Here is a 13032-nt window from a genome sequence, read left to right as displayed (position 1 = left end):
AAGAAATACAAAAATAACTTTTTAATAATTAGTTATTCATTGTCGCTAAAAACTCTTCGTTATTTCGAGTTTGTTTGATTTGTTTTTCCATAAATTCCATTGCTTCTATAGGATTCATATCGGCTAAATATTTACGTAATACCCAGATGCGATTGAGCGTATTTTCGTCTAAAAGCAAATCGTCGCGACGAGTAGATGAAGCCATTAGATCAATAGCAGGGAACACACGGCGGTTGGCAATACGGCGGTCTAACTGCAATTCCATATTACCGGTTCCTTTAAACTCTTCAAAAATCACCTCATCCATTTTAGAACCTGTTTCGGTAAGTGCGGTAGCTATGATAGAAAGAGATCCTCCGTTTTCTATATTGCGAGCAGCCCCAAAGAAACGTTTGGGTTTGTGAAGTGCATTGGCATCTACCCCACCTGTAAGCACTTTACCTGAAGCAGGCTGCACAGTATTGTAAGCACGAGCCAAGCGTGTAATAGAATCTAACAAAATTACCACATCGTGACCACATTCTACTAATCGTTTGGCTTTTTCAAGAACTATATTGGCTATTTTCACGTGTTCAGAGGCTTCTTTATCAAAGGTAGACGAAATAATTTCACCACGTACACTTCGTTGCATATCGGTTACTTCCTCAGGGCGTTCATCAATGAGAAGCACCATCAAATATACTTCAGGATGGTTTTTGCTAATAGCATTAGCTATATCCTTTAGTAACATTGTTTTCCCCGTTTTAGGTTGTGCTACAATCATCCCACGCTGTCCTTTTCCTATAGGCGCAAAAAGGTCGATGAGGCGTGTAGAAGGCGTTGCTCCTTTTCCTGCTAATTCAAATTTTTCAGTAGGAAAAAGTGGTGTAAGGTGTTCAAAGAGCACGCGATCTCGTACCACTTGAGGGTCTAAACCATTAATTTTGATTACTTTGAGAAGAGGATAGTATTTTTCACCATCTTTAGGCGGACGCACTTCACCGTGAACTGTATCACCTGTTTGTAAGCCAAACAAACGGATTTGAGAAGCTGATACATAGATATCATCGGGAGAAGCTAAGTAGTTATAATCAGACGAGCGCAAGAAACCATACCCTTCTGGGGTAATATCTAAAACTCCTTCGCAATCTACAATACTATCAAACTCAAAATCAGGAGCTCTATAACGATTCTTTTTCTCCTTATCAAAGTTTTCATTATTGATATTCAAATAGTTATTGCTGTTATTGTTTGCAATATTACCATTATTATTGTTATTGTTGTTATTATTTGAAAGGGGGAGTGTTTTAGATTGATTATTGTTAGTAGAAGAAGGGGTAGGAGAATTATTTTTTCGTTGAAAATTAGATTTAGTATCTGTTTTTATTTCTACTTTATTATCTTCTGCAGTTTCTTTATTTATTGTATTTTTAGACAAATTTTCTTGTTTAGAGCTTCCTACTTTTTGAGGGGCATCTATTTTTTTCTTTCGTTCTTTTTTAGATGGTGAATTAGTGTTTTCGGCTGTTGTAGCAGCATTTTTTTTAGGAAGTTCTTGAGAAGTTTGATTGGTTTGTTTTTCTTGAAAATCAATAATTTGATTAATAAGTTCAGGCTTGTTTAAGTAGCGATACTTAGGCACATTTAGCCCCTTTGCTATTTCCTGCAATTCAGGTAGCTTTTTAGATTTTAAATCTGTAATGTTAGACATTTTATAAAATAGTTGTTAATAAAGTAAATGATTTTTTTCAGTAGAATAAGATAGTGTTTTTCCTCTTTTTAAATTAAGATATTATTGAATAGAATTTTGTAGAGGGACTGAAAACGCGGCAAAGGTACGAAATATTTTTGATATACAAAATATTAATTTGCTAAATTGATAGATTATTTATATCTTTGCCGAATAATTTAGATTTTTAAACTAATCAAAGATGAGTAAAGGACCTATTTCTCAATTCATTGAGAAAAACTTTTTACACTTCAATGCAGCAGCTTTAGTAGATGCTGCTAAAGGGTATGAAACCCATATTACTGAAGGCGGAAAAATGCTCGTGGCACTTGCTGGAGCAATGAGTACGGCAGAATTAGGAATTTCACTTGCTGAGATGATTCGCGCAGGTAAGGTAGATATCATCTCGTGTACAGGAGCTAACCTTGAAGAGGATGTAATGAACCTTGTGGCACACTCTCATTACAAACGTGTACCTCATTATCGCGACCTCACTCCTGAGCAAGAAAGAGAACTCCTTGATGGTCATTACAACCGTGTAACTGATACTTGTATTCCTGAGGAAGAAGCTTTTCGTCGTTTACAAAAGCACTTGGAAGATGTATGGCACGCAGCCGAAAGTAAAGGTGAACGCTATTTTCCTCACGAATTTTTATACCAAGTAGTAAAATCAGGAGTATTAGAGCAATATTACGAAATTGACCCTAAAAATTCTTGGATATTAGCAGCTGCCGAAAAGAATTTGCCTATCGTTTGTCCAGGTTGGGAAGATTCAACCACTGGTAATATTTTTGCAGCCAATGTAATCAAAGGGAATTTAAAAGCCTCTACTGTGAAAACAGGTATTGAATATATGATTTGCCTCACCGAATGGTATCGTGCAAATTCAGGAGGTAAAGGTGTAGGTTTCTTCCAAATAGGAGGTGGTATTGCTGGAGATTTTCCTATTTGTGTAGTACCTATGATGTATCAAGACTTGGAATGGGAAGATGTACCATTTTGGTCATACTTCTGTCAGATTTCTGACTCAACCACTAGCTATGGCTCATACTCAGGAGCTGTACCTAATGAGAAAATCACTTGGGGTAAATTAGATATTGACACCCCCAAATTTATTGTAGAATCGGATGCTACTATTGTAGCTCCACTTATTTTTGCCTATCTTCTTGGCAAATAAGAAATAGAAATAAGAGGTAAGATTTTATCTTTCTTACCTCTTATCTTATATAAAAAACCTCTTTAGGCTGTTCTCTTCTTATAAAAATATACCCTTGATAATATACATTTATACAAGCAGTAACTTTTTCATTTTCTATAAGTTTTCTCCATAAAGATTCATTTTCTTTTCGGTGAATATTATTGATGATGAGAATACTATCATTGTGCATATAATTCAGATAAAAATCCAAATTCTCTTTGGGATAATTGATAAAAATAAGATCGTAAGTAGTTGCAGTTTGTAATTCGGTTATAAGACTGCAATTTTCGTTTATAGAGAGTCCCTTTTCATCTGTAAAAATAGTTTTTACTTCCAAATAACGAATAATCTTCAGCAATGAAATAAATTGTTTTTTAGATATAATTGATGAATAATCAGTAATTTCACTTGGTTTTACCAACTGTTTATTGTACAAGCAACGAGTTACAAAGTTGTAGATAAAAGGAGAATGCACTCCGTGTTGATTCGTTGATTTTATAAGAAATTTTAAATAACTTATGAGCGACATATTTTTCTTTGTTTTACAAACACGGCAAAGATAAAGAAAATTCACGAGTTTATAAATTTACAATTGATTATTTTTTTGCGGATGTAAAATATTATTTGTACATTTGCAGACTATGAGAGAAATTTTATTTAAATATTTACCCGAAAACGCTGTAACTCCTTGTTTCGAACTCATTAAGGCAAACAATATTTATTTGCGTATTGTAAACGAGCGAAAAACAAGGCACGGAGATTATCGGCAACTTCCTAACGGGCAACATCTCATTACAATGAATGCTTCTGCTAATAAATACCGCTTTTTGATAACCTTTATTCACGAAGTAGCACATTTGATAGCTTTTGAACGGTTTGGCAGACTTATCAAGCCACACGGTAATGAATGGAAATACACTTTCCAACAACTAATGAGACCTTTTATCACTCCAGAAATATTTCCTCAACAATTATTAGGCGTATTGCAACGACATTTTTTAAACCCTATGTCCAGCAGTGATGTTGACCCTGTGTTGGCTATAGCCCTCAAACAATTTGATACGAGTGAAAATGTAAGTTTTATTTATGAAATTCCAATAGGAAGTACTTTTCGTATCAAGGATGGACGTGTATTTCGCAAAGGGCAACGCCGTGTGAAATGTTATGATTGTGTAGAAATAAGCTCTGGCAAAAAATACATCTTTCAACCTCACGCTGAAGTTGAACTTATTAAAAGTTAAAAAACTGAATTAAAATATTACAAATATATGGTGAACAATTATTATGCAGTGATTATGGCTGGGGGAGTAGGTTCGCGCTTTTGGCCTGTAAGTACTACTGAATACCCTAAACAATTCCACGATATGCTCGGCACAGGGCAAACACTCTTGCAACGCACCTATTCCCGCTTGCAGAAGTTTATCCCTCAGGAAAATATCCTCATTCTCACAAACGAGCGATACAAGGAAATTGTAGAAGAACAAATCCCTAATATATTGCCTAAAAACTTGGTATTAGAACCTTGTATGCGCAATACAGCTCCTTGCATACTCTATGCGGCAATGAAAGTGAACAAGCGTAACCCTAATGGAGTAATGATTGTAGCCCCCAGTGATGCGTGGATTGAAGACGAAAAGGCTTTTATGCACAATGTGATTACGTGTTTCAATGCTGCACAAAAGGCTAACAACATCCTCACTTTAGGAATCGTACCTACTTTCCCTAACACAGGTTATGGCTATATACAATACGACAAAGACGACAATACTAACATCAAGAAAGTAAATCAATTTCGTGAGAAACCCGATTATGCCACTGCCAAAGAGTTTTTAAAACAAGGTAATTTTTTATGGAATGCAGGTATTTTTATATGGAGTACCCAAACCGTACTCAACGCTTATAAAACCTATCAACCTGCTATGTATGAACTCTTTGAAAAAGGGGAAGACACTTATAATACCGAAAACGAAGTAGACTTTATAGCTAAAGCCTACCCTGAAGCTGAAAATATATCGGTAGACTACGCTATTTTAGAGCCTTCTACTAATATTTATGTACTCCCTGCCAATTTTGATTGGAATGACTTAGGATCTTGGGGCTCTTTACACGAGAAATCACCAAAAGATAGTGCTCAAAATGCCGTTATCAACGCAAGAGTATTACTCAAAGATGCTGAAAACAATATTATCCGCACTGAAGGAGCTAAATGTGTGGTAATAGATGGACTCAAAAACTACATTGTAGTAGATAGAGATGATGTGTTACTTATCTACCCCAAAGCAAAAGAACAAAACATTAAGGAAATAGTAAATGAAGTAAAAAGCAAATGGGACTTACATTAAACAAATTACTCATAGAGAAAGGATATATTGCTATTCCGCTTGAGTTTACTCTTACCCAACACCTTGTAGTGCAAGCTAAAATTAATGGTATTGAAGGACGTTTTATTTTAGACTCTGGAGCTTCTAATACTTGTGTAGGAATAGAGTGGATAACCTATTTCAATTTAGAAGCTGAAGCCTCAGAGATAAAAGCTGCTGGTGCAGGAGCAAGTGCTATGGAAACACAGGTCGCTATAAAAAATCACTTAGAAATAGGTTCATTAAGCATCCGTAGAGTTCCTTTAGTTTTATTTAATTTGACCCACGTAAACGAAGCATTACAACAATTTAATTTGCTTCCTGTACACGGTGTTATAGGAGCTGATTTACTACTGAAGAAAAAAGCTGTGATAGATTACTCAAAAAAAAAGTTATATTTACTTCGTTAAAACTTATAAAAAGAGGCTACCTGATTTTGTTTAGGTAGCCTTTTTTCTTCTATGATTTGATATGGGATTTTCTTACTTCATTGTCTCTAACTTCCCTTGTGATTTTAGCAGTTCAATTTCTGCCAACTTATAGTCTAACAAGGCAGTAGTATAGTTATTCTTAGCATCGGATAGAGAGCGTTCAGCTTCTAATAAATCAGTGAGAGAAGCTAACCCTTGTTGATAGTTGTTTTGAGTATTGAGTAACACCTCTTCAGCGAGTTTTACGTTTTCTTTTTGTGAATCAATAGTAAGGAGGTTGTTAGTGAGTTGGCTACGAGCATTTTCATAAGCCAAATCCATTGCCAAACGAGTATCTTTGAGTGTAGCTTCAAGCGCTTGACTTTCTATCTGAGCTTGACGTATTTTAGCACGTGTACCAAAACCTGAAAAAATAGGTATATTCACTCCTAAAGTGATAGCTGAATAATCAGAACCGTATACTTTATCTTTTTTACCGTAAAAAATTGGTATTTTAGGTCCCATACTCAAATAACCATAAGTTGCTTGCAATGCTAATGATGGATAGAGCGCTGCACGTTGTACCTTTACATTAATATCTAAAAGTTGTTTTTGTTTCTCAAGTACTTGTAACTCTATACGGTTATTGGTATTTCCTTTATCGAAAGCTAAATCATAATTAGCTTCAAATCCTTCTTTAGGCAATGTAATAGCCTCATTCATAGGCATACCAATCATATATTTAAGTGCATTTTCGGAAAGTTGTAATCCGTTAAGCGCTTGCTGGCGTGCCGATTTAAGATTGTTTACAGCTACTGTAGTACGATCGACATCTATTTTTTTAGATAAACCTGATTGGTTTAATCCTTTTACTACATTAGCTGTTTTCTCAGTAAGAGCTAAATTACTTTCTATATTTTCTAATGTTTGTCGGGTTTGGTATACTTGATAGTAAGCTTTGGCTACCTTTTCTATAATGTCATTTTCAGTAAGTTGTTGATTGAGCATATAGAACTCACGGGTAGTACGCGCTGCTTTTAGTCCCATAAATACCGATTGATTGAAGAGTACTTGGGTAAGTTTAGCTTCGGCATTAGCTGTCCATTTTTGTCCCATTTCCATTTTTAATGGTTCATCACTTGCGGGCATACCTGGAAAAGCAAAGGTACTAGCATCAATATAAGTAGCTTGTAGTTTATGATTATAGACCATACCTCCAGAAGCTGAAATATTAGGAAGTGCATTAGCACGTACTTCTTGTATTTGGTATTCGCTTTTCTTTACTTCTAAGCGAGCTTTTTCGGCATCAGCTTTATTTTCTAAAGCATAACGAATAGCATCTTTTAAAGTCAATTCTTTTTGTTGTGCAAAGCTCACAAAACTGAGGCACAACAAAGCACTCGTAATGATTTTTTTCATTGATATTTGTTTTTAGTCATTAGTTGTTAGCAACTGAAATTAGTTTATTTTTTTTGCTTTCTTTCTTGTTCTAATACCCGTTCTAATTCTTTAAGTCCTTTTTCATTGACGAGTATTCTGAAAAAGTACTCTATAATAGTATAGATAGTTTCCCAGAAGGGAAATTCTCTTTCAGGAAAAGTGCGGGTTATAGAACGAAGACGTTGTACACTAGTATAAAAAATCTTATAAAAGTCTACATTAATATCTTTTCTAAAAAGACCTTCTTTCCATCCTTTTTCTAAGAGTTTATCTATAAAAAGTGCATCAGATTTAGCGAACTCACTTTCCATACGTTCGTATGTTTTAGGATAGTATTTTTGTAGTTCCCAGATAGGGCGATCGCTATTGATGTTGAAAACTTCCTGAACCTTTTTTTGGTTGCGGTATACATTTTCTATCACTGAACCTTCTCCTTGTACAAAAGTATCTGCATTTTTACAACTCATCTCTAAAGCGTAATCTAATGTAGCTTCTACCAAGTCGCTTTTAGAGGGAAAATGTTCGTAAAGTGTCTTTTTAGACATCTCCATTTTGTTAGCCAAATCGTCCATTGTAAAGGTTTTAAACCCGTACTGCATAAAGTCGTTTAAGGCTCTTTTCACGATTTCTTCTTTCATACGCTGTTTTCTCTAATTCGGGGGCAAAGGTATAACAAAAAAACTTAATAAACAAAAAAAGTTTCCTTTATTTTAGATAAGAAGTAAGAGGTAAGAGATAAGATTGGTTTATTTAAAGGCTTAAGAAGGTAAATCCTACGCCTACAACTGTTTGTTTATAATTATAATCGATGAGGGAATCGCCATAACCGTGAGATGCTTGCAACAAAATACGCAGGTCGCGACTCAGCGGATATACCCAATTCAGCTCTATGTGTCCGCGATTATGATTAAAATTTAAATTATTTCTCACTCGCAAATTAAAAACATTTTTACGGAATGGATAAGCAATGCCCAATTCACAACGTCCTATATAATTCTCAATATCGGGATTGTCATCTTCTCTTGCTTTTTCTGAAAAACGCCACCAGAAACGGCTATTAATCATTAAATCATTCCATAGGAAAATACCTGATAAAATAATTCTGTTCCAACTGCGGGAATGTGCCGCTTCTTTACCATTAGATTGGTGATTTACGGATAAGCCTATCATTTTCATTTTTAGGTTACCTGCTGAGAAGTTTAGCGGATAGGTAAAGATGAGTTCAGGTTCGTAATTCAGTTCCCTAAACGGACGTGAAAGCTCACCGTTGTACATCTGCCAATACGATTGCTGGGTGAAAGCGACCCACACATCGCCTTTACCAAAAGCGTCTTGCATAATTTTAGCTTTTAGGCTGACTTGGAATTTTGTTTCTACGTGTTGATAATCTCTCCATTCGGGGATGGGGCGGTCGGGGTTAAGACTTATGGGTTGCTCGGTAGGGACATCGGTATAGCGGAAGGGCATTATATACATAGGGAGGTATTCTACGAGTTTAAAAGTACCGCGTTGGTCTTCGCGGTCGAGTTCCCACATTTTTGACAAAGTACGTTCTAATTGTGCTTTTCTATGAGCTTTCTGTTCTGCTTTAGGGAGTTCTTGTAGAGAATCATTTATTGCTTCTTGGGCAAAAATGAAAGGTTATGCTGCTAAAAATAGTATAAATAAGGAGTGTTTCATTATTCTGTTCTTTGTTTTGCGGGTGCAAAGGTATGGATAAAAACTTTATAAACAAAAAAAGTTTTCTTAAATAAAAAAGAAGGTCACTTACTTTTTAAAACAAAATAACGCAGAGCGGAAACTCTGCGTTATTTCGAACATAAATTTTAATACAAAATGAAACAAATTCTCGTGATCACGACAGGATTCGAACCTGTGACCGTCTGCTTAGAAGGCAGATGCTCTATCCAGCTGAGCTACGTGACCCTATATTTCAAAAAAAATATTTCAAAAATGCTACTTAAAGGAACATTAATGAAATATTTTATTGTCGGGGCGGCAGGATTCGAACCTGCGACCTCCTGGTCCCAAACCAGGCGCGATGACCGGACTACGCTACGCCCCGAGAAACTTATCTAATGAGTACATTTAGATGCGGAGAGACTGGGACTCGAACCCAGGCGACGGTTACCCGCCGACAGATTAGCAATCTGCTCCGTTACCACTCCGGCACCTCTCCGTTTATGTATATGAACTTATTATTTCTGTTTTGCGGTTGCAAAGGTATAACGATTTTTCATTTCTTGCAAGTTTTTTGCAAACTTTTTTTAATATTTTTTATAAAATATTTAGTAAACAGTTATTTATCAAACACATAGTATTTACATATTTTTATTTTAGAAAGAATATATCACTTATTTTTCTATACCTTTTCTCTTCCAAAATTGTACTTCGTCATTTATTTATACTAAATGTAACAATCAACAAAATATTAAAAAACTCCAAGCAATTGTATTACTTGGAGTTTTTAGATATTTGTTTAAATTTGTAAGTACTAATTAAATATCAATAGCTTCACCATAAGCAGCGGCTACAGCTTCTTTTACGCCTTCGCTCATAGTAGGGTGAGGGTGTACAGCTTTGATGATTTCGTGACCTGTAGTTTCTAATTTACGAGCTACTACAGCTTCAGCAATCATATCGGTAACACCAGCTCCAATCATATGACAGCCTAACCATTCACCATATTTAGCATCGAAGATTACTTTGATAAAGCCTTCGGTAGTACCAGCGGCATTAGCTTTACCAGAGGCTGTGAATGGGAATTTACCTACTTTTATTTCATAGCCTTTTTCTTTAGCTTGTTTTTCAGTCAGACCTACTGAAGCAATTTCAGGAGTGCAGTAAGTACAACCAGGGATATTACCATAGTTAAGTGGTTCTACGTGCATTCCTTTAATCTTTTCAACGCAAATAATACCTTCAGCAGAAGCTACGTGTGCTAAGGCTTGTCCTGGTACTATGTCACCAATAGCATAATAACCAGGAACGTTAGTTTGATAGAATTCGTTTACTTGAATTTTATCGCGTTCAGTTTTGATACCAACTGCTTCTAAACCAATATTTTCTATATTTGTTTTGATACCCACAGCAGAGAGTAAGATATCAGCTTCGAGTATTTCTTCACCTTTAGCGGTTTTTACGAATGCTTTTACTCCTTTACCTGAAGTATCTACTTTTGTTACCTCAGCAGAAGTCATAATATTAATACCTGATTTTTTGAGGCTCTTTTCGAGTTGTTTTGAAATATCCTCATCTTCTACAGGAACGATATTAGGCATAAACTCTACAATAGTTACTTCGGTACCCATAGCATTGTAGAAGTAAGCAAACTCAATACCAATAGCACCACTACCTACTACAATCATTTTTTTAGGTTGCTCAGGAAGAGTAAGTGCTTGACGATAACCGATGATTTTTTTACCGTCTTGAGGAAGTGCAGGTAACTCACGTGAACGAGCTCCAGTAGCGATAATGATATGGTCGGCACTATATTCAGTTACTTTACCGTCTTTATCTTTTACATCTACTTTTTTACCTGATTTAAGAGTTCCATAGCCCATAATCACGTCTATTTTGTTCTTTTTCATCAAGAACTGTACTCCTTTACTCATTGTAGAGGCTACATCGCGACTACGTTTAATAACAGCAGGAAAATCTTTGTCGAAAGAACCTTCTTTTACTTTGATACCATAGCTTTCAGCGTGTTTAAGATATTCAAACACTTGTGCTGATTTTAGCAAAGCTTTAGTAGGGATACAACCCCAGTTGAGGCAGATACCACCGAGGTTTTCTTTTTCGATTACAGCGGTTTTGAAACCTAATTGAGAAGCGCGAATGGCAGTGACATAACCACCAGGACCACTTCCTAATACAATAACGTCGTATTTACTCATTTCTTTTAAAATTTATCAATTTTGATATTTAGGATACAAAGTTACGAATAATATTTTGATTAGTTGCTATATAAAGTACTTTTTTCTTAGTTATTTTTTTTAGTTGTTTGAAAAATAGCAAATTAAAAGAGTTTTAGGTTTGGTAATTTTTAGAGTTATATTTATAGTTGTTTCATAACTATAGATTTTTAGTGAGTAACTCTACAATCTTATTATTAGGAAAAAATTCTTTTAAAACTACTTTCAGTACGGTGTAAGCTGGGATAGCCACTACCATTCCTACCATACCGAAAAGTGTGCCACTGATAAGCGTGATGAGAAATATCTCTAAGGCAGTAGATTTTACGGAGTTCGAAAATATAAGAGGTTGCGAGAAAACATTGTCTACTAACTGTCCTATTAAGAAACCTACCAATACATAAATAGTTGTAGGCAGACTTACACTCATAAAATCGTTTTGCAGATTACTGCTCATTGTGAGGAGTGCCATTAATACAAAGCCTATCATTGGTCCTACGTAAGGAATAAGGTTGAGCAATGCACAAAGTAGTGCGATAATAAAGGCATTCTCTACTCCAAAGATAAGTAATATAACAGTGTAAATCACAAAAAGTATGGTGATTTGAAGTATCAATCCTACAAAATAACGCGATAAGAGGTTGTTTATTTTGAAAATAGAGGTTTTGAGTTTTCGTTTTCTGTGAGTAGAAAAGGTAGAAAGAAGGGCTATAAGAATTTTTTCACCATCTTTCATAAAGAAAAAGCTGATAAAGAGTACTGAAAAGGCTCCCACTCCAAAATCACTAATGAAAGAGATAAAAGAATTAAGGAAATTAGGAATGTCAATGAAATTTAACATTTCTTGTACTCCAAAAGAATAATCTTCTTTTTGAAGACCTACCTTACTGAGGGTTTGTTGAATAAGGTTGTCTATATTAGTTTTGAGTAAATCGATATTAAGCCCTGATAGGTTCTTGCCTTGTGAAACAAGTAGTGGAATAAACAAGCTAAAAACACTCAAGGCTAACAAGATAAAAATTGTCATTGTAAGGATAACACAGAGGGTTTTGCTCTTTATTTTTAGCCTTTTATAGAAGAACTGAATAAGAGGTTTCCCCATTAGTGTCAGTACCAATGAGACAATAAGATAAACGATAATAGATTGTAGTAAATAAAGGGTGTACAGCCCTAATACTACTAAAACAATGATTGCTACGGCACGAAGTATGCCATTTGCTATTTCTTTTGAGTTCATAATTAATTTATTGATAACCAAAATCCTCTCCGTCTTCATCTTGAAAAACGATAGGGGTTTGCTTTCTTATCCAATTTAAAAATTGTGTAAGGGTTCTCTCTATACTTGGGGGATGTGCACTGATTTCTATAAAAATATAGTCCTCTTGATCTAAAAAGATACGTACACTATATGGCCAATCAGCTGGGGGAGGTTTACTCTCAATACCTTTTAGCCAATATTCACCTTCTTTTATTAGATAAGTGCCTATTAGCATTGGATGACGCACATAAGTATCTAATGAAATAATCTGTTCTTTAATTTCTTCTTTATGCTTTTGATACCAAGTAGTATCTTCAAATATTACATATCCTTCAGCTGCCATAGTTAATGTGTAAAAAATGAAAAACTTACAATTTCTTTATTTGCCCAAGCCGATAGAATATCTATTTGGCAAATGGTATCATTTTCTTCTTTCCAAAAAGAAGAACGTATCTCACTAATATCCTCATTGAGATAATTCTCAAATGATAATGCAATGATATTCTCAAAAAGGTACTTATGTACTGTGTTTTGATAGTCTTTTAATGCTAATTGTAAGGTTCCTTTCTGATAGGACACCTCTACTATTTGTGCATCACTCCAATTATTTTTGAGAATATCAAGCTCCATAATTGCTAATAAAACTATAATACGTTGCAAATATACTTCTTTTAGATTTATAGTTCCAAATTTTTAGTTAGTTTTTTATCTTTTACCATCTTAGCTAACAAGCGAAGAATCAAT

General features: G+C 35.0%; 13 protein-coding genes and 3 tRNA genes. 4 read left to right on the top strand and 12 right to left on the bottom strand.

All coding sequences use genetic code 11. The annotated features are described in order from the left end of the window. Positions 1-28: 28 nt before the first annotated feature. Complete coding sequence (gene rho, locus I7X29_RS01395) at positions 29-1690, bottom strand: transcription termination factor Rho (RefSeq protein ID WP_198472539.1); 1662 nt, start codon at positions 1688-1690, stop codon at positions 29-31. Positions 1691-1910: 220 nt separating this feature from the next. Between rho and I7X29_RS01390 the strand changes: the two genes are divergently transcribed. After that, positions 1911-2885 carry a deoxyhypusine synthase family protein gene (locus tag I7X29_RS01390; RefSeq protein ID WP_198472538.1) on the top strand — a complete coding sequence of 325 codons (975 nt, stop codon included), beginning with the start codon at positions 1911-1913 and terminating at the stop codon, positions 2883-2885. Positions 2886-2925: 40 nt separating this feature from the next. Here I7X29_RS01390 and I7X29_RS01385 read toward each other — a convergent pair whose 3' ends face one another. Beyond that, positions 2926-3435, bottom strand: coding sequence for a hypothetical protein (locus tag I7X29_RS01385; RefSeq protein ID WP_198472537.1), 510 nt, complete (start codon positions 3433-3435; stop codon positions 2926-2928). Positions 3436-3547: 112 nt separating this feature from the next. On the opposite strand from I7X29_RS01385, the gene I7X29_RS01380 reads away from it, so the two are divergent. Genes I7X29_RS01380 through I7X29_RS01370 form a run of 3 tightly spaced genes read left to right on the top strand, consistent with a single transcriptional unit; the run spans position 3548 to position 5676 of the window. Next, a complete protein-coding gene (locus I7X29_RS01380) occupies positions 3548-4147 on the top strand; it encodes a SprT-like domain-containing protein (protein WP_198467054.1) in 600 nt (199 codons plus the stop codon). Between the two features lie 27 nt (positions 4148-4174). After that, positions 4175-5248 (top strand): mannose-1-phosphate guanylyltransferase, encoded by a 1074-nt coding sequence (locus I7X29_RS01375; RefSeq protein WP_009412093.1) that lies wholly within the window; start codon positions 4175-4177, stop codon positions 5246-5248. Further along, complete coding sequence (locus I7X29_RS01370) at positions 5233-5676, top strand: retropepsin-like aspartic protease (RefSeq protein WP_009412094.1); 444 nt, start codon at positions 5233-5235, stop codon at positions 5674-5676. Before I7X29_RS01375 ends, I7X29_RS01370 begins: the two co-directional genes overlap by 16 nt. Positions 5677-5748: 72 nt before the next feature. Here the strand turns inward: I7X29_RS01370 and I7X29_RS01365 are convergent, their stop codons facing one another. The 10 genes from I7X29_RS01365 to I7X29_RS01320 all read right to left on the bottom strand — a co-directional run bounded on the left by I7X29_RS01365 (position 5749) and on the right by I7X29_RS01320 (position 12948). Further along, positions 5749-7095, bottom strand: a complete 1347-nt coding sequence (locus I7X29_RS01365) for a TolC family protein (protein ID WP_088594393.1) — start codon at positions 7093-7095, stop codon at positions 5749-5751. A 44-nt stretch (positions 7096-7139) separates the two neighbouring features. Then, positions 7140-7754, bottom strand: coding sequence for a TetR/AcrR family transcriptional regulator (locus I7X29_RS01360; protein WP_198467055.1), 615 nt, complete (start codon positions 7752-7754; stop codon positions 7140-7142). Between the two features lie 112 nt (positions 7755-7866). Next, positions 7867-8751: a phospholipase A gene (locus I7X29_RS01355; protein ID WP_288869333.1), complete on the bottom strand. Its 885-nt coding sequence runs from the start codon at positions 8749-8751 to the stop codon at positions 7867-7869. A gap of 217 nt (positions 8752-8968) precedes the next feature. Then, positions 8969-9042, bottom strand: a tRNA-Arg gene (locus tag I7X29_RS01350). A 64-nt stretch (positions 9043-9106) separates the two neighbouring features. Next, a tRNA-Pro gene (locus I7X29_RS01345) sits at positions 9107-9181 on the bottom strand. Between the two features lie 30 nt (positions 9182-9211). Beyond that, positions 9212-9295, bottom strand: a tRNA-Ser gene (locus I7X29_RS01340). A 319-nt stretch (positions 9296-9614) separates the two neighbouring features. After that, a complete protein-coding gene (gene lpdA / locus I7X29_RS01335; RefSeq protein ID WP_198467056.1) occupies positions 9615-11012 on the bottom strand; it encodes a dihydrolipoyl dehydrogenase in 1398 nt (465 codons plus the stop codon). A gap of 178 nt (positions 11013-11190) precedes the next feature. Continuing rightward, positions 11191-12267 (bottom strand): AI-2E family transporter, encoded by a 1077-nt coding sequence (locus I7X29_RS01330; RefSeq protein ID WP_198467057.1) that lies wholly within the window; start codon positions 12265-12267, stop codon positions 11191-11193. Between the two features lie 7 nt (positions 12268-12274). Then, complete coding sequence (locus I7X29_RS01325; RefSeq protein WP_198467058.1) at positions 12275-12631, bottom strand: hypothetical protein; 357 nt, start codon at positions 12629-12631, stop codon at positions 12275-12277. Between the two features lie 2 nt (positions 12632-12633). Then, positions 12634-12948, bottom strand: coding sequence for a hypothetical protein (locus I7X29_RS01320; protein ID WP_225879506.1), 315 nt, complete (start codon positions 12946-12948; stop codon positions 12634-12636). Positions 12949-13032 lie beyond the last annotated feature (84 nt).

Origin of the sequence: Capnocytophaga periodontitidis (assembly GCF_016126015.1) — a bacterium.
In the GTDB taxonomy this organism is placed as follows: domain Bacteria; phylum Bacteroidota; class Bacteroidia; order Flavobacteriales; family Flavobacteriaceae; genus Capnocytophaga; species Capnocytophaga periodontitidis.
This window is presented reverse-complemented; position numbering and strand designations above follow the sequence as displayed.